The 16,435-nt window shown below is 40.6% G+C and carries 16 protein-coding genes and 1 pseudogene; 10 read left to right on the forward strand and 7 right to left on the reverse strand.

Annotated elements, in window-relative coordinates:
• Positions 1-295: 295 nt before the first annotated feature.
• The 9 genes from MMU05_RS05735 to hisIE all read left to right on the forward strand — a co-directional run bounded on the left by MMU05_RS05735 (position 296) and on the right by hisIE (position 11,508).
• Positions 296-2,431, forward strand: coding sequence for a S9 family peptidase (locus MMU05_RS05735; protein ID WP_241140712.1), 2,136 nt, complete (start codon positions 296-298; stop codon positions 2,429-2,431).
• A 414-nt stretch (positions 2,432-2,845) separates the two neighbouring features.
• The gene (locus MMU05_RS05740) at positions 2,846-3,631 is read left to right on the forward strand and encodes an SDR family NAD(P)-dependent oxidoreductase (protein ID WP_241140713.1); all 786 of its coding nucleotides are present in this window, start codon (positions 2,846-2,848) and stop codon (positions 3,629-3,631) included.
• Positions 3,632-3,697: 66 nt separating this feature from the next.
• Positions 3,698-4,786 (forward strand): efflux RND transporter periplasmic adaptor subunit, encoded by a 1,089-nt coding sequence (locus MMU05_RS05745; RefSeq protein ID WP_241140714.1) that lies wholly within the window; start codon positions 3,698-3,700, stop codon positions 4,784-4,786.
• Complete coding sequence (locus MMU05_RS05750) at positions 4,783-6,042, forward strand: ABC transporter permease (protein WP_241140715.1); 1,260 nt, start codon at positions 4,783-4,785, stop codon at positions 6,040-6,042. The genes MMU05_RS05745 and MMU05_RS05750 overlap by 4 nt, the downstream gene beginning before the upstream one ends.
• Positions 6,043-6,390: 348 nt before the next feature.
• Positions 6,391-7,074: an ABC transporter ATP-binding protein gene (locus MMU05_RS05755; RefSeq protein ID WP_241140716.1), complete on the forward strand. Its 684-nt coding sequence runs from the start codon at positions 6,391-6,393 to the stop codon at positions 7,072-7,074.
• A 79-nt stretch (positions 7,075-7,153) separates the two neighbouring features.
• Positions 7,154-8,251 (forward strand): serine hydrolase domain-containing protein, encoded by a 1,098-nt coding sequence (locus MMU05_RS05760; protein WP_241140717.1) that lies wholly within the window; start codon positions 7,154-7,156, stop codon positions 8,249-8,251.
• A gap of 54 nt (positions 8,252-8,305) precedes the next feature.
• Positions 8,306-9,724, forward strand: coding sequence for a Glu/Leu/Phe/Val family dehydrogenase (locus MMU05_RS05765; protein ID WP_241140718.1), 1,419 nt, complete (start codon positions 8,306-8,308; stop codon positions 9,722-9,724).
• Positions 9,725-9,877: 153 nt separating this feature from the next.
• Entirely contained in the window at positions 9,878-10,633 is a 756-nt protein-coding gene (gene hisF / locus MMU05_RS05770) for an imidazole glycerol phosphate synthase subunit HisF (RefSeq protein ID WP_241140719.1), read from the forward strand.
• Positions 10,634-10,896: 263 nt separating this feature from the next.
• Positions 10,897-11,508, forward strand: coding sequence for a bifunctional phosphoribosyl-AMP cyclohydrolase/phosphoribosyl-ATP diphosphatase HisIE (hisIE, locus tag MMU05_RS05775; protein ID WP_241140720.1), 612 nt, complete (start codon positions 10,897-10,899; stop codon positions 11,506-11,508).
• A 57-nt stretch (positions 11,509-11,565) separates the two neighbouring features.
• On the opposite strand, the gene MMU05_RS05780 is transcribed toward hisIE, so the two are convergent.
• Entirely contained in the window at positions 11,566-11,877 is a 312-nt protein-coding gene (locus tag MMU05_RS05780) for a helix-turn-helix domain-containing protein (protein ID WP_241140721.1), read from the reverse strand.
• A complete protein-coding gene (locus MMU05_RS05785; protein ID WP_241140722.1) occupies positions 11,855-12,211 on the reverse strand; it encodes a type II toxin-antitoxin system RelE/ParE family toxin in 357 nt (118 codons plus the stop codon). The genes MMU05_RS05780 and MMU05_RS05785 overlap by 23 nt, the downstream gene beginning before the upstream one ends.
• A gap of 88 nt (positions 12,212-12,299) precedes the next feature.
• Here MMU05_RS05785 and MMU05_RS05790 point away from each other — a divergent pair.
• Positions 12,300-12,395, forward strand: a pseudogene (locus tag MMU05_RS05790) (bifunctional phosphoribosyl-AMP cyclohydrolase/phosphoribosyl-ATP diphosphatase HisIE); the annotation flags it as partial.
• A gap of 98 nt (positions 12,396-12,493) precedes the next feature.
• On the opposite strand, the gene MMU05_RS05795 reads toward MMU05_RS05790, so the two are convergent.
• The 5 genes from MMU05_RS05795 to MMU05_RS05815 form a co-directional block, all read right to left on the reverse strand.
• Positions 12,494-12,766 carry a hypothetical protein gene (locus MMU05_RS05795; RefSeq protein WP_241140723.1) on the reverse strand — a complete coding sequence of 91 codons (273 nt, stop codon included), beginning with the start codon at positions 12,764-12,766 and terminating at the stop codon, positions 12,494-12,496.
• A 188-nt stretch (positions 12,767-12,954) separates the two neighbouring features.
• Positions 12,955-13,401 carry a YqhA family protein gene (locus tag MMU05_RS05800; protein ID WP_241140724.1) on the reverse strand — a complete coding sequence of 149 codons (447 nt, stop codon included), beginning with the start codon at positions 13,399-13,401 and terminating at the stop codon, positions 12,955-12,957.
• Positions 13,402-13,445: 44 nt separating this feature from the next.
• Positions 13,446-15,122 carry an arylsulfatase gene (locus MMU05_RS05805; protein ID WP_241140725.1) on the reverse strand — a complete coding sequence of 559 codons (1,677 nt, stop codon included), beginning with the start codon at positions 15,120-15,122 and terminating at the stop codon, positions 13,446-13,448.
• A gap of 8 nt (positions 15,123-15,130) precedes the next feature.
• Positions 15,131-15,700 carry a DUF4136 domain-containing protein gene (locus MMU05_RS05810; protein ID WP_241140726.1) on the reverse strand — a complete coding sequence of 190 codons (570 nt, stop codon included), beginning with the start codon at positions 15,698-15,700 and terminating at the stop codon, positions 15,131-15,133.
• Positions 15,701-15,722: 22 nt separating this feature from the next.
• Positions 15,723-16,400 carry a hypothetical protein gene (locus MMU05_RS05815; RefSeq protein WP_241140727.1) on the reverse strand — a complete coding sequence of 226 codons (678 nt, stop codon included), beginning with the start codon at positions 16,398-16,400 and terminating at the stop codon, positions 15,723-15,725.
• Positions 16,401-16,435 lie beyond the last annotated feature (35 nt).

Here is a 16,435-nt window from a genome sequence, read left to right on the forward strand (position 1 = left end):
CTTCTAAGTCAAGTCCGTTTCCCGTGTTTTTTGTTTTTTTTATTGGAGAAAATTTCCAGTCCTTGAGTTTTAAACCAACTGGTAATTCAAATTACTTAGTCTGGGTATCTTGATTTACATTTTCTCCAAATTCATACCCTGCTAATTAAGACCGCAGCCCTTTCATTTTTTGCACAGCAATTGGATTCCAAAACCTTTAAATTTTTCCTTACCGGTCATAACCATGATCCAAGATCACTTGCCCGATTTTCTATGTTACTATTTCCCTATATTTGCACCTCATTCGCTAGCAACTATGAATAAATCAATCCAAAACATCCTAATTATCCTAACAGGAATGAGTATCGCATGTTCCCCGGAAAAACCGGAATCAACTTTACCTGATGTAGCACCGCCTTTGGCTACCGTCAAACCATTTGAAATCACAGCCAAACACGGACATAAAAGAACCGACAATTATTATTGGCTCAATGACCGTGAAAACCCTGAAGTCATCGATTACCTGAATGCTGAAAATGCCTATCTGGACACCATGATGGCGCATACCAAGGGCTTTCAGGTAGAATTGTTCAATGAATTGCGTGCAAGGATCAAAGAAGACGATTCGTCTGTTCCTTACAGATTGGACGATTATTATTACTATACCCGCTATGTGGAAGGAGGAGAGTATCCGATTTATGCAAGGAAAAAAGACTCTCTCGAAGGTGCTGAAGAAATCATCATGGATGGAAATGAACTGGGAAAAGGAAAATCTTTCCTCAACTTTTTTACTTCAGTAAGTCCTGACCATAACCTCGCCGCCATCATTATGGATACGGTGGGTAGAAATTTCTACACCGTGATGATCAAAGACCTCCGTACCGGAGAAATACTTCCTGACAAAATCGAAAATATCAGAAGTTCGGCAGTCTGGACCAATGACAACAAATCCTTTTTCTACTCCATCCCGGATCCGGTTACACTGAGGAATTTTCAGGTGAAGCGACATTTCCTTGGCCAAGACCCCTCCAAAGATGAGGTGGTATTTGAGGAAAAAGACCAGACTTTGAGCTGTGGCGTCGGAATTACCAAATCCAAAAAATACATCATCATTGGTTCAGGCCGTACAGATGCTTCCTACGCCATGTTTATGGATGCAGACAATCCCGGCAAACCAAAACTGATTGCTCCGGTTCAGGACAATGTACAATACAGCGTGGACCATGCTATTGGCGATAAATTCAACATTTACACCAATCTGAATGCAGTCAATTACCGATTGGCAGAAGCACCTGTTGCTGATCCATCTGTCGCCAATTGGAAGGATTTGATCCCACACAGGGCAGATGTTTTCTTAGAAGGAGTGGAATATTTCAAGGATTATTATGCTGTGCAGGAGACCTTAGAGGGCCTTGCCAATATCCGAATCATCAAGTGGGCTGATAATTCAGAGCATCAGATGATATTTGACGAACCGGCTTACTCAGCAGGGATCGGTTATAATCCTGAGTTTGAAACCAAGACTTTGCGCTTTTCTTATACTTCTATGACCACGCCAAACTCGACCTACGACTATGACATGGAAACCAAGGAAAAAACCTTGATGAAAGAGCAGCCTGTCTTGGGGGATTTTGACAAAGCCAATTACAAGACAGAAAGAATCATGGTTCCTTCCCGTGATGGAAAGAGAATCCCGATGTCCATTGTGTACCGTGCCGATCTATTCAAGAAAGACGGCACTTCTCCTGGATGGATTTATGCTTACGGATCTTATGGTGCATCCATGGATGCATATTTCAGCAGCTCTAGGTTGAGTCTGTTGGACAGAGGTTTTGTATATGCCATTGCGCATGTGCGTGGAGGTCAGGAAATGGGTGGAGATTGGTATGAGGATGGCAAGATGATGAATAAGAAGAATACCTTCAATGACTTCATCGATTGTTCCAAATGGCTTCAGGATAACCAATATGTGGCCAAAGACAAACTCTTTGCCTCGGGTGGAAGTGCAGGAGGATTGCTGATGGGAGCGATAGCCAACATGGCTCCGGAATTATATAGGGGAATTGTAGCCGATGTTGCCTTCGTAGATGTCATTACCACGATGATGGATGAGACTATTCCTTTGACCACTTTTGAGTGGCAAGAGTGGGGAAATCCAAACATTCAGGAGCAATATGAGTACATGCTTTCCTATTCCCCGTATGACAATGTCGAAGCAAAGGATTATCCTAACATCCTGGCGACCACAGGACTTCACGATTCACAGGTTCAGTATTGGGAACCTGCAAAATGGGTAGCCTTGCTGAGAACCAAAAAAACCGACAATAACCGCCTTTTCCTCAAAACCAATATGGATGCGGGACACGGCGGTGCAAGTGGCAGGTTCGAAAGTCTGAAAGAATTGGCTTTTGAGTATGCTTTTGTATTTGATATACTTGGGATTTCTAAATGATCAAAAATTGAAATAAGCTCTACTTAAGATTTCTTCAGATTTTGAAGTTTTTCATAAGAGCGAAATACATAGGAATAAGCCTCCGGCGAAATAATTTCAGCATCAATCCTTTAAATCAGGGTTGGTGCTTTTTTTTGATCGTCTACACTTCCCGCAAAACCTATAAAATTGAGTAAAGTTCTGATATGGACCAATATCAATTAATATCCAATATCAATGAATATCTGTGCCTAATTCAATAAACATCAAGTTTGGTGCTTTTTTATTTCAATTATATTTCAATGTATTTCTACCTTATTTCAATTTAGACATCCAATATCAACTAATATCTAATTTTCATTAATATCTAATAATTGATGCCTTTTTATTTCGATTATATTTCAATTTATTTCTACCTTATTTCAAAATTTCAATATGTTCCAAAACCAAGTCATCTGGATTACCGGCGCTTCCTCGGGATTGGGGAAATACATGGCCCTTGAATTTGCCAAGCAAGGAGCAAAACTAGCATTAAGTGCAAGGAGGGTTGATAAACTGGAAGAAGTATTGCAACAGGTAAAGGCTTTAGGGGCCGAAGGTATTTTGGTGCCCTGTGATGTCCTTGAGGAATCTGAAATCGAAAAAGCTGTTCAGGAAGTTATCAGCCATTTTGGGCGCTTGGATGTGGCAGTTGCCAATGCAGGGTATGGTGTTTTTGGCAAGATTGAAGACTTGTCTGCCAAAGAATGGCGGAGGCAGATGGATGGCAACGTCACAGGACTGGCGATGACAGCCAAGTTTGCGATCCCTCATTTGAAAGCAAGCAAAGGAAGGTTGGGGCTTATTGGGAGTGTGGCCGCTTACGTTCCCAATCCCAAAACCGGTGCCTATGGCGCTTCTAAAGCTGCCGTCCGTTCTATCGGACAGACTTTGCAGTTGGAATTGAAAGGAACGGGTGTAAGCTGTACGGTAATCCATCCGGGATTTGTGGATTCCGATATCACGAGGGTGGACAATGACGGTGTGTTTCATCCTGAAGTTAAAGACCCAAGACCGAAAAATCTCATGTGGCCAACAGACAAAGCTGCCCGGGTAATGGTCAGTGCCATTTCGAGCCGAAAAAAATCCTTTGTCTTTACAGGACATGGTAAATTAATTGCTTTTATCGGTCAGCATTTTCCAAGAATAGGGGAGTGGATAATCGGGAAAATGGGCAATTAAAATAGAAAAAGTGTAACCTTTTATAATTAATAATCCTTTAAATTCAGGTCATCAAACCTGTCTCATATGAAATACTTCAATGCTATTTTTTTAGGGTTAATATTTGTTTTTAATTTTTCCTGTGACTCTTCTCAAGAGTCTGTCTTCCCGAGAAGAGAAAGTATCTCGGAATCTGTTTACGCCTCCGGTCTTATCAAAGCACAAAACCAATATCAGGCTTTTGCCAATGCAAACGGGATTGTTCAGGAGATATTTGTGAGTGAAGGGGATTCTGTAAAAATAGGAAGCCCGATTTTGGCGATTTACAACGAAACAGCCAGACTGAATAGGGAAAATGCCGAGCTGACACGGGCATTTGCAGACCGAAAAGCGAATCAAACGCGGCTGCGAGAATTGGAAAACAACATTAAAAATGCCGAGAATATTTGGCAAAACGATTCATTGCTTTACCAAAGACAAAAAAGGTTAAAAGATCAGGGGGTAGGCTCTGAAGTGGATTTAGAACAGAGGCTATTGGCCTTCCAAAATTCCCGAAATGCATATCAAAGTGCCAGGTTGATCTATCAGGATGTCAAAAGGGAAATTGAATACAACGAGAAAAGTGCAGGTAAAAACCTTTCTATCTCCAAGGCTTTGGAAAGTGACCTGATCTTGAAAAGTGAGATTAACGGCAGGGTATATGACCTGCTCAAAGAAAAGGGAGAAATGGTCAATGCCCAAACACCCTTGGCTGTTTTGGGAAGTGCTGATGAGTTTGTTTTGGAGATGCAGGTGGATGAATATGATATCGTCAAGGTAAAATTAGGACAAAAAATCATCGTGATCATGGACAGTTACAGGGGAGAGACATTCGAGGCGGTAGTGTCCAAAATCAACCCCCTTATGAATGAAGCGTCGAAAAGCTTTTTGGTGGAAGGGGTTTTTGTGAATGCTCCGGCTGTTTTGTATCCTAACCTTACTTTGGAAGCCAATATTGTGATAGAGGTGAAAGAGGACGCTCTGATTTTGCCAAGGTCGTACATTTTAGATGATAGGTTTGTGATCAATGCTGAAGGCGATACTTTGCCTGTCAAATTGGGACTCAAGGATCTACAAAAAGCAGAAATATTAGAAGGGGTTGACGAGACAACCGCCGTAATCAAACCTGCCAAATGAAAGCTTCCCTCATCCTAGAAATAGCCAAGGCGCTGATGCTTGCCCGATTCAAACAAACCATGATAGCTGCAATAGGTGTGGTATTCAGCATTACGATGTTTGTGGCTTTGTTGGGATTCATGAACGGCTTAAACAAACTCTTGGATGGTCTGATTCTTAACCGCACGCCCCATATTCGTTTTTACAATGAAATCAAACCAACGGTGAATCAGCCAATCGACCTTGCCGATGAATTCAGCAATTTTTACAATATCATCAGGTCAGTCAAACCCGCTGCCGGCCGCCTAAGCATTTATAACAATGAGGCAATTATCAGGACACTTGAAGAGGATCCAAGGGTTTTGGGTGTGGCACCAAAGTTATCCGCACAGGTTTTTTACAATGTAGGGACCATTGATATCACCGGTGTCATCAACGGCATAGATGTCGAAGCTGAGAGCAAACTTTTTGCTTTTGCAGATTACGTGACAGCGGGGAATTATATTGATTTGAAAAATACCTCCAACAGCATTATTTTGGGAAAAGGCGCTGCGGACCGGATGATGGCTGAAATCGGGGATGTCATCCAAGCGACCACTTCTCAGGGCAACAGGGTTCAATTGAAAGTTGTGGGTTATTACCAATCCGGTTTGGGGGATTTGGACAATGTCCAATCTTACGCGTCCATTGGCACCGTCCAGAAAATGATGGGAGAAACCGCTTCCTATGTGACTGATATCCAAGTCAAATTGAAGGACTTCAACCTTGCTCCCTCTATGGCAGGGGAATATAGAGATATCTTTGGGATCGATGCAGATGACATACAGACTGTAAATGCACAGTTTGAAACGGGGACAAATATCAGGACTTTGATCAGCTATGCCGTGGGGATTACATTGCTGATTGTTTCAGGTTTTGGGATTTACAATATCCTGAACATGATGATTTATGAAAAAATGGATACCATTGCCATCCTGAAGGCCATTGGCTTTTCGGGTAGGGATGTGAATAATATTTTCATCACCATCGCCTTGACCATCGGTTTTGTAGGAGGAACTATCGGATTGATTCTTGGATTTATGGCCGGTTTGGGCATTGAGCGGATCCCTTTTGAGACGGAGGCACTTCCGACGGTCAAAACCTTTCCGGTAGATTTTAACCCGAAGTATTATATCATCGCGGCGATATTCAGTATTGTGACGACGTATTTTGCCGGATATTTTCCTGCCCGCAAAGCAAGTGGAGTGGATCCGGTGGAGATAATTAGGGGAAAATAATGAGAGGTGGGAAGAGTAAATTCTGAATTAATAATGAAGAATGAAAAACAGGCGAGAAACGAGAAAAGTTGGCAGTTGGCAGGCACAGTCAGCAATAACAGCGTTAAGTCAAGAAAGAGCCTAAACTAGTCATTTGGAAGGAGGTACGACTGAGAAATCTTTTAATAAATGAAAGAAATGTAAAGTAGACCTCTCCTTCGTCGAGGTGACAAGGTAAAGTCTTTGTTGATAAGAATCATTTTCATTTAGAATGTCCGCTTCTCAACCCGATAACCTGACAACGCGAAGCAGACAACAATTAGAACCACTACAACAATTATAACGACTACAACAACTACAACCACTACCATGCAGGAAACACCTGTCCTAGAAGCACAAAAAGTAAACAAATACTTTTACAGCCCTGATAAAACCCAGGTGCTGAAAGAGGTGACTTTTAAGGTGACCCGAGGAGAATTCGTGTCCATCATGGGAAAATCAGGCTGTGGCAAATCAACCCTCCTTTATATCCTCAGTACCATGGATACGGATTATGAGGGTAAATTGTCGATTGACGGTGAGGTGATCAGCGGAAAAAGCCCAAGCTACCTTTCCAAAATCCGAAATGAAAAAATCGGATTCGTTTTTCAGTTCCATTATTTGCTCAATGAATTTTCGGTTTTGGAAAATGTCATGATTCCCGGCCTAAAACTCAACAAGAAATCCCGGCCCGAACTCGAGCACATCGCCATGGAAAAGCTGAAAATTTTTGACATGCAGGACCATGCACTGAAGAAAGCAAACCAACTTTCCGGTGGGCAAAAGCAAAGAGTCGCTATCGCCCGCTCTTTGATGAATGATCCTCTCATCATCATGGGTGACGAGCCGACCGGCAATCTTGACAAAAAAAACTCAGATATTGTCTTCAATATTTTCAAGGAACTGGCAAAGGAATTCAAACAGACCATGCTTATCGTCACCCACGATGCTGAATTTGCAGCAGGTACAGACAGAATCATTGAAATGGAAGACGGCTATATTATCAAACAATAAACTTTTGTTTTTAAACCTGACACTTTCGAAAGTGTCTAATGATCAAATCTTTTTTTTAAAAAAATCTATCTCCACACCCATGAAAAATTCACCCCTTTTGCTCCTTATTTTGGCAGTATTATTTTCCTGCACGGAAAAAGAAACTCCCAATTCCAACCCCTCCGCCTTGTATTTCCCACCTTTGTCAGGCAATACTTGGGAAACGATCACACCTGCTTCACTCAATTGGGATTTGCAAAAATTAGAAGAACTCAAGCAATTATTAAAAAGTAACAGTTCACGTGCCTTTATTATTCTAAAGGACGGGAAGATAGTTGTAGAGGAATATTTCGGCACCAAAATTACCGGAGCACAACCTTTTGACCAAAGTTCGCTGTGGTATTGGGCATCGGCAGGCAAAACCCTTACAGCAACCTTGATAGGAATCGCACAGGAAGAGGGAAAACTGGGCATTCAAAAACCAAGTTCTGATTATTTGGGCAAAGGATGGACTTCCCTAACTCCTTCTCAGGAAGAAAAAATCAAAGTCTGGCACCAATTGACCATGACCTCAGGCTTGGACGATGGAGTGGCTAGTCGGGATAATTTTTCACCGGAGGCGCTTCTCTATAAAGCTGAACCGGGCACAAGGTGGGCATACCACAACGCTCCCTATACGCTTTTGGACAAAGTGATTGAAGGTGGAACAGGGAAGACCTTCCCCCAATATTTCAATGAAAAACTTGGGTCAAAAATCGGTATGACCGGGGCTTGGCAGCGGGTCGAATTCAACAATGTGTTTTTCAGTGATGCCCGATCGATGGCGAGATTTGGTCTTTTGATTTTGGCAAATGGTGACTGGGACGGAGAAAGCATCATCAAAGACAAAAACTACCTGAAAGACATGGTCAGCACCTCCCAAAACATCAACCAAGGCTACGGCTATCTTTGGTGGCTGAATGGCACAGACTCTTTTATGCCTCCTACGGTTCAGATCAAAGTCCCTGGTTCCTATGCACCAAATGGTCCTGATGACATGTATTGTGGCATGGGCAAAGATGGACAGTATATATGTGTGGTTCCTTCTCAAAACCTCGTGCTAGTGCGAATGGGAGAAAGTCCGGATCAGTCTTTGGTGCCATTTACTTTTTTGGATGATATCTGGGGAATCCTGAGAAATATCATTCCTGCCAATTAAGTACTTCAGTCAAATGATTTGTATCTTCGGGGCATAACCAAAATACCAGTTTTTATGAGCAAGAAGACCGAATACAGTTTGTTTGAGGATGTTTGTGGGTTTGTGGATGAGGCAGCCAAGCACTTGGATATCCATCCGGGGTTATTGGAGCAGATCAAAGAGTGCAACAGTATTTATAAATTCAATTTCCCGATCCGAAACGATGATGGGACTTACGAAACCCTCACAGGATATAGGATCCAACATTCCCACCACAAACTTCCTTGTAAAGGCGGTATCCGATTCAGCGACCATGTGGACGAAGAGGAAGTAAAAGGACTTGCTTCCCTGATGACTTACAAATGTGCTTTGGTCAATGTTCCTTTTGGTGGAGCAAAGGGCGGGGTCAGCATCGATCCAAAGAAATATTCTGTCAATCAACTCGAAAGAATTACGAGGAGATATACTTCAGAATTGATCAAAAAGAAATTTATCGGTCCGGCCATTGATGTTCCTGCGCCTGATTACGGTACGGGTGCCCGCGAAATGGCTTGGATTGTGGATACTTATGAGGCTTTCAATCCCGAAGTCATCAATGCCAAAGGCTGCGTTACAGGCAAGCCTCTTTCCCAACACGGGATTGATGGTAGAACCGAAGCTACTGGACAGGGAGTATTTTTTGGAATCCGGGAGGCAGTCAGTGTTGCCGAGGACATGGCTCCACTTGGGCTTTCCACTGGATTGAGAGGGAAAACCGTCATTGTTCAGGGATTGGGAAATGTTGGTTTTTATTCTGCCAAATACCTGAGCGAAGCCGGTGCAAAAGTGATAGGCATTGCTGAGTGGAATGGTGGTATTTACGATGAGAAGGGAATCAATATCGAGGCTTTGAAAAAATACCAAACCCAAACAGGAAGCTTCAAAGGTTATTCATCGGGAGTATTTGTTGAGAAAAGCAAAGAATTGCTGACCTATGCCTGTGACATCCTAGTGCCCGCAGCATTAGAAAATCAAATCACCAAAGACAATGCCGCCAAGATCCAAGCCAAGATCATAGGCGAAGCTGCCAATGGACCTGTGACCCAAGAAGCTGAAAAAATACTGCTCGAAAAAGGTATAATGATCATCCCTGACATGTACCTCAACGCCGGCGGTGTGACCGTTTCTTACTTCGAATGGCTCAAAAACCTTTCCCGCGTTTCTTTTGGTAAACTCGAAAAGCGCTATGACCAGGAAAAATACAGGAAACTTCTAGGCACTATCGAAAATGCTACCGGGGAGGAGTTCACAGATGATGAAAAAGAACAGTTGATCCAAGGAGCATCTGAAAGGGACTTGGTTCTTTCCGGTTTGGAAGAGACCATGGTCAATGCCTACCATGCCATGAATAAAGTGAGGCAGGAAAAAAACATCAAAAGCCTCAGGACTGCCGGGTTTATCCTGGCTTTGGAGAGAATTGCGGTGAGTTATACCGATTTGGGAATTTTTCCTTGATCAAAATTGGTTAAAAGGAAAAAGTTCGAAAGGTTGGAAGGTTTTAAAGTTGAAAAGTTAAGGTCGACCAAATTGCCAGCGCTCCAGTCTTGGATCTTTTGTCTCCCGTCTCAAATCTCATATCTCAAGTCTCATGTCTCCTGTCTTAAAAAAATGTTAACAAAAAGAATAATCCCTTGCCTAGATATTAAAGACGGCAGAACAGTCAAAGGAGTAAATTTTGTCCAGTTGCGCGATGCGGGAGACCCAGTGGAGTTGGCCAAAATTTACTCCGATGAAGGGGCAGACGAGCTTGTTTTTTTGGATATTACCGCTACCGTAGACAAGCGTAAAACCTTGGCCGAATTGGTAACCAAGATTGCAAAGGCTATCAATATCCCATTTACAGTCGGTGGTGGAATATCTACTGTGGAGGATGTAAAAGTCCTTCTCAACGCCGGCGCGGACAAAATCTCCATCAATTCAGCCGCAGTCCACAACCCACAAATCATCAATGACATGGCACAGGAATTTGGCAGTCAGTGCGTGGTTGTGGCCATCGATACCCGAAATGTGGATGGGATAGACTTCGTCCATACCCATGGTGGAAGGAAGCCGACCCTACTCCAAACACAAGCTTGGGCCAGGGAAGTCTGTGATCGAGGTGCTGGAGAAATCCTCCTTACTTCCATGGACCATGATGGTACCAAAGGAGGCTTTGCCAATGAGATTACAGCAGAGATTTCTTCCATGCTTTCGATTCCGGTCATCGCTTCAGGTGGGGCGGGAAACAGCGAACATTTCAAAGATGTGTTTACCTTTGGCAGGGCGGATGCTGCCTTGGCGGCAAGTATTTTCCATTTTAAAGAGATCCCAATTCCTGAACTCAAGGACTATTTGAATTCAGAAGGAATATCTATAAGGAAATAATGTAGAAATATGCTTCGCGATATAAAAACTGAAATAACGTTGAAATATGCTTCGCGAAATAAATAGAAATAAGCTTCACAAATTGGCCTTTTTTCATTCTATTTCTACTTTATTTCTATTTTCTATAAATGAAGAAAAAATAGAATTAAGGGAAGCAAAAAAGATCAGAATGAGGTGAATTGACCCTATATCAATTTATTTCTACTTTATTTCTACCATATTTCCATAAATAATCAAAGTAAATAATTACCAATTAAACTGTAATGAATAACCTAAATATAGATTTTGACAAAGTAGATGGTCTGGTGCCTGCCATCATTCAGGATGAGGTCACAGGTGCTGTCCTGATGCTTGGCTATATGAACCAAGAATCTTTGGACCTGACCATTTCTACTGAAAAGGTTACTTTTTACAGCCGGACCAAACAACGGCTTTGGACAAAAGGCGAAACCTCCGGCAACTTTCTGATGCTCAAATCCATCAAACTCGATTGTGACAATGATACGCTTTTGGTCAGGGTCAATCCTGTCGGGCCTGTTTGTCACAAAGGCGATGATACCTGTTTTGCAGAAGAAAATAAAAGCAAAACACTTTTTATCGACCAACTCAGGGATATCATCAAGGACCGCAAAAATAATCCAACCGAAAAATCCTACACCGCCTCGCTTTTTGCAAAAGGCATCAACAAGATCGCCCAAAAAGTAGGGGAGGAGGCAGTGGAAATCGTCATTGAAGCCAAAGACGACAACAAGGATTTGTTTTTAGGTGAAGCTGCCGATTTGCTTTTCCATTACCTTATCCTCCTGGAAGCAAAAGAAATCGAACTCGACGAGGTGATGGAAGTGCTGATTAATAGGCACAGGGGAGGTAAATAATACTTGAATAAGGAATATTGCACATTTTGGATTTAGAGGAAGTTGTAAGGCGCAATTTTATTGAGTTACGCTTAATTTTAGGTTTCCCCCTAAACCCTCTCTCACTATCCTCATCAGTGTAGAAAGTCTAATATCACTTGCATCATTTTCAATTCGGGAAATATAAGTTTTTGTCGTACCGCATTTTGCAGCAAGCTGTGCCTGAGTCAAACCTTGTTCTTTCCGAAGTTCTTGAATCATTACTCCCAATTTGAAAGTTTCAAATTCCTCCTCGTATTTTTCTCTTTGATCTGTACCTTTTTTCCCGTATTGTTCATCTAAATGAGCGGAAAAAGAAGTTAACTTCTTATTTTCTGATTCGCTGTTCATCGAAATATTGTTTTTTAAGTTTTTCTGCTAATTCTAATTCTTTTTTCGGCGTTTTTTGACTCTTTTTTTGAAACCCATTTACCAATATCACCAAATTACCTTTGTCAAAAAAACTGAAAACTCTATAAATATCTGAGCCAACTTCAACCCGAATTTCATATACTCCTGAAGAACCAGTTATATGTTTGAAGAACTTTTCAGGAATTCTATCTAAAGTGGCTATTAACTGCAAAGTCCAGTTAAATTTCTTTTTAACTTCTGGTTTTAATGTCTGAAAAAAGTTCATGTAATGATTTTCATAGTAGAAAATCTCTCTGTTGAAACTATCGTTCATTCATTACCAATTTTTAAATTTTCACAAAGTTAGCTAATTAGGTAACTGTAATCAAGCAAATTTTTTATTTTCAAAGACGAAAGGGTTTGACTTGCTATTTTACTACCTTATCCTCCTCGAAGCCAAGGAGATCGAGCTCGATGAAGTGATGGAAGTGCTTATAAAGAGGCATATAGGAGGATAATGTTCAAAATTTCTGTTCTACTCTTTCTTTTTTTCCAATGAAAAAATTTGGTTGTTTTAAAATAAGCAAAATTTCGACTTACCTTCTGAAATAAGTATTTAAAACTGCTTCTCCAAAATATGGTATTCTATTTTTGACATAAAAGGAAAGTATGGCAATGATTCTATAAGCTTTTTGCTATTGGATTCATCTATGTCTTTGAATATTAAAACAGCACTTTTCTTTGAAACTGAAATAAAGAAATTTTCCAGAATGCTTTCTTTTTTCCACTGATTTAATAATACCATTTCTTTTTCTGGCAATTCATGATTGGACTTAATAATTTCTATACCACTGTCTGAGAGTGTGATTAAAACCAATATCCTATGCATGTTATTTAATTATTTTAAAATTTAATTTTAATTATTTACTAAATTAAAGAATAATATTTTTTTGCTTAGAGCAATTTGTTTTATAAAAGATTTGTCAGCAAATATTTCCCCAAAAAGGATTACCTGTCAATTGCTGAATTTACTCTTTAAATATTCCTCCAATCGTCCTTTATTTTTTATTCAAATTGTCAGTGTTTTAGCAATTTAGAACTTATCGAAAACATCACCACTGAAGTAGGGATGATCAGAATTTCCCAATCTAATGGTCCGTTTGCCCTCAAAACATGGGTCCCGAAAGTGATGAGCAATGTCAGCAAAATGGCATTCCATGTTAAGTTTTTAAGTTCAAAGAAATTATTGATGAGAAGCCATGGCAATTCCAATTTTTTGAACCCGCCAAAATCAGGATAAAACAATTTCATGAAGCCTAAGGAGAGTATAAGAAAAACCAAAGCTACCAAAAACAGATCAAGAGATTCGACAATTTCAAGTCCCGGTTTTCCTTTTATTCCTTCAGAATACAAAATCGAATAGGCATGAATTGTTTTATATACTCCTAAACCTGCCGTAAAAAGGAAGTTTGAAAACATGGTTAAGGAAATAATCAAAACAGTAGATTTATATACTTTAACCATGATTTTGTTTAATTTTTTACCTTCTTTTTATCGCTTCGGATCAATCAATGTTCACCCATAAGGCTTCTTCCAAAAAGAGAATCATAATGTCCGTTGTGGTCAAAAACATCATTCTTTTTGGCGTATTGAAGCCAATCATTGATAAGTGAATCTTTTATATCAGGATACTGTAGTGAAAGGTCATAGATTTCTCCTGGGTCATTTATCCTATCAAAAAGTTGCCACTCCCCAGTGCTGAATGGTTTCGGTAACCTCAGGATCTTCCATTTTCCTTTTATGTAGGATTTTCTCTCAAACAATTCCCAACCCATGCCTTCACTGGAAAGATGGGTTTCCTGGGCTGACCCGGATAACACAGGCATCAAAGATTTACCTATAGGTTGTCTTACATCTTTTCCTTTAAATTGTTTTGGATAATTGGCTCCGGCCAATTCCAAAAAAGTAGGCATTAAGTCTGTCACATGGGCAAAACTCGTATTCCAATTCCCATTATCGGCAGAAGTCTGAGGTAATTTTACAATGAGTGGGGCTTTAATGCCTCCTTCAGATGTAAAACTTTTGAATAACCTGAACGGAGATGATGATGCCTGTGCCCAACCGGGACCCATTTCAATAAAGGAATTGGGTAAGCCCCTGTTTTCCAAATCATTATTAAATGATCCCAAATATTTACCATCACCATTTCCGGGATATGTGGTTGCCATGACGCCATTGGCTCCATTATCCGACATAAAAACAATAAGCGTATTGTCATACAACCCTTGATTTTTCAAATAGTCTAAAAGACGGCCAATGCTCATATCAAGGTATTCGACCATAGCGGCATATACCTCCATATCTTTGGCAAATTCTTTCTTTTGCTCCGGACTGAGTGAGGACCATGCAGGAATATCACTGGGAGCGAAATCGTTGACGTTTTTGGAAATAATCCCAATTGCTTTTAGATTGTCGAGCCGAAGGACCCTAAGAGAGTCCCAACCCATATCAAATTTCCCTTTGTATTTGTCGATATATTCTTTTGGAGCATGAAGCGGGTCATGGGGAGCAGTGTATGAAGCATACATGAAAAAGGGTTTGTTATCCGCTTTGTGTTTCTCAATATAGCTGATGAGTGTATCTGTGTAATTTTTGGTAGAATAAAAATCCGCCGGTAATTCAGCTACTTTTTTCCCGTTTGAACGATAGTCCATGACTTGGGGTGGTGACAGAGGGTTTTGGTCAGCATAGTGACTACCACCGCCTTGGAGGAGTGTAAAAGATTCTTCAAATCCTCTCGAGGAAGGGATATGCGCGTCTTCATCCCCAAGATGCCATTTACCTGCCATATAAGTATGGTACCCGGATTCCCTTAAAATTTCCGGAAGGGTTACCACCTCGTCATTCAAATGTCCGGAATACCCGGGGAGGTTTGCCACAGAGGGATAGCTGACTTCGCTCATGATTCCTACTCCGGCAACGTGGTTGTCATTTCCAGTCAGTAGAGCAGAGCGTGTGGGTGAACAGGTAGGCAATACATAAAAGTTCGAAAACAGCATCCCCTCTTTGCTGAGCTGTCCCAAAACCGGGGTTTGAATATTTCCACCAAAAGGTTCAATATCATTAAACCCCAAATCGTCAGCAACGATCAAAAGGATGTTTGGCCGTGGGGAAAGGGTTTCAACATTTTGGTTTTGGCTACACCCTGCCAATACAAAGAGAAAATATAAGGATAGCTTTTTCATTAAATGATTTACTTTGTTTTACTGCTTTTTGGAACTGGAGGGAAATCAGAAAGAATCTTATTTATATAGGTAGGAATTTCAGTTTCAGGTTTTTTCAATCCTGTATCAATTTCTTTATTGCCAGTTCCTTGCCACAGCAAATGTTTTGAGGAGGCATCCAAGATGTCAATTATCAATGAACCTTCTTTAAGGTCAGTAACATTGTAAACTGTTGATCCGCCATAAGAAGGACCCCATCGGTATGGTCTGTAGTACCCACCGTAATTGTAGTAGCTATTGGCAGTAATCTGCTTTTTTTCATTGACTATGGCCGTAACATTGACTAGAAGTTGAGGATTGTTTTGATCCTCGATAAAGCCTTTTTTGATGAGCTCTTCTCTGGTGGCATTGATGATTCTCTGTTGATTGAGTTCACTTAAACCAGGTCCTGTGTCCTTTAGCTCAAAAAAGGAAAAGGATTTGTATTGACTGAAGTCGGCTTTTGAATCATAATCTGTAATTACTTTCAGTGGAGAACTGCAGGCCATTGCAGTTAAGCTGAGTAAAATTACTAATCTGATTTTTGATGGGATTCCCATTTTTTAATTGTTTAAGTGAAGTCTATTTTATCCGAATGGTATAATCTTGGTTCTTTTCCTCAACGATCATATTTTGGGTTGGCATATTCAAAGTAGTGGTGGACAAGTGATTCGTCCCGTTGCTGAACTTTTCGTAGTTTAGTTTTCCTTCAACTTTATCTTTTCCCAGCAAAGTGGAAAATTCTTTATAGGTAAATAGGTAGGTTTCAGGATCAATCCGGATCATCAATCGATCCCCGTCCACATGGACATTGTCAGATACAGCTTCAATCTGTCCATCCTTTTCTGTAACCGTTGCTTTATTGAAAAAATCAAGCATTTCACCCTTGGTCATAAATGCATAGTCAGTCGCCAAAGCAAGAGATTTTTCTATGTAATCAGATTTGTCCTCGACGGCACTTGCCTGCGCTTTGCCTCTTAGACCTGGTTTTTTTTCAATACTGGTTTTGGTATCAATGATTTTTGTATCAAGTTTGCCTTCGGGGGTATAACCAAATTCTGTTATTATCGTCAATTTCAGTTCGTTTGCTATAAAAACATCAGATCTCCTTTTCCATACATATTCTTTCAGTTTCATCTGATTGGCCTCCTCAGCTTTTGAAATATCCAAGGATAATTTTTCTTTATCGATTTGGGCTTCTGCATAGAAAACCCCTAAAAACAGGAGCACCGATAATAAAATTGATTTTAATAAATTCATAATTGATGTAATAAAATAGAACCTTAAATTTTTGG

The sequence above is a fragment of the Cognataquiflexum rubidum genome, from assembly GCF_022538115.1.
Taxonomy (GTDB): domain Bacteria; phylum Bacteroidota; class Bacteroidia; order Cytophagales; family Cyclobacteriaceae; genus Cognataquiflexum; species Cognataquiflexum rubidum.

Excerpts from the sequence above, each read along its gene's own strand:
- MMU05_RS05735 (WP_241140712.1), top strand. The coding sequence starts at position 296 with ATGAATAAATCAATCCAAAACATCCTAATTATCCTAACAGGAATGAGT.
- MMU05_RS05740 (WP_241140713.1), top strand. The coding sequence starts at position 2,846 with ATGTTCCAAAACCAAGTCATCTGGATTACCGGCGCTTCCTCGGGATTG.
- MMU05_RS05745 (WP_241140714.1), top strand. The coding sequence starts at position 3,698 with ATGAAATACTTCAATGCTATTTTTTTAGGGTTAATATTTGTTTTTAAT.
- MMU05_RS05750 (WP_241140715.1), top strand. The coding sequence starts at position 4,783 with ATGAAAGCTTCCCTCATCCTAGAAATAGCCAAGGCGCTGATGCTTGCC.
- MMU05_RS05755 (WP_241140716.1), top strand. The coding sequence starts at position 6,391 with ATGCAGGAAACACCTGTCCTAGAAGCACAAAAAGTAAACAAATACTTT.
- MMU05_RS05760 (WP_241140717.1), top strand. The coding sequence starts at position 7,154 with ATGAAAAATTCACCCCTTTTGCTCCTTATTTTGGCAGTATTATTTTCC.
- MMU05_RS05765 (WP_241140718.1), top strand. The coding sequence starts at position 8,306 with ATGAGCAAGAAGACCGAATACAGTTTGTTTGAGGATGTTTGTGGGTTT.
- hisF (WP_241140719.1), top strand. The coding sequence starts at position 9,878 with ATGTTAACAAAAAGAATAATCCCTTGCCTAGATATTAAAGACGGCAGA.
- hisIE (WP_241140720.1), top strand. The coding sequence starts at position 10,897 with ATGAATAACCTAAATATAGATTTTGACAAAGTAGATGGTCTGGTGCCT.
- MMU05_RS05780 (WP_241140721.1), bottom strand. The coding sequence starts at position 11,877 with ATGAACAGCGAATCAGAAAATAAGAAGTTAACTTCTTTTTCCGCTCAT.
- MMU05_RS05785 (WP_241140722.1), bottom strand. The coding sequence starts at position 12,211 with ATGAACGATAGTTTCAACAGAGAGATTTTCTACTATGAAAATCATTAC.
- MMU05_RS05795 (WP_241140723.1), bottom strand. The coding sequence starts at position 12,766 with ATGCATAGGATATTGGTTTTAATCACACTCTCAGACAGTGGTATAGAA.
- MMU05_RS05800 (WP_241140724.1), bottom strand. The coding sequence starts at position 13,401 with ATGGTTAAAGTATATAAATCTACTGTTTTGATTATTTCCTTAACCATG.
- MMU05_RS05805 (WP_241140725.1), bottom strand. The coding sequence starts at position 15,122 with ATGAAAAAGCTATCCTTATATTTTCTCTTTGTATTGGCAGGGTGTAGC.
- MMU05_RS05810 (WP_241140726.1), bottom strand. The coding sequence starts at position 15,700 with ATGGGAATCCCATCAAAAATCAGATTAGTAATTTTACTCAGCTTAACT.
- MMU05_RS05815 (WP_241140727.1), bottom strand. The coding sequence starts at position 16,400 with ATGAATTTATTAAAATCAATTTTATTATCGGTGCTCCTGTTTTTAGGG.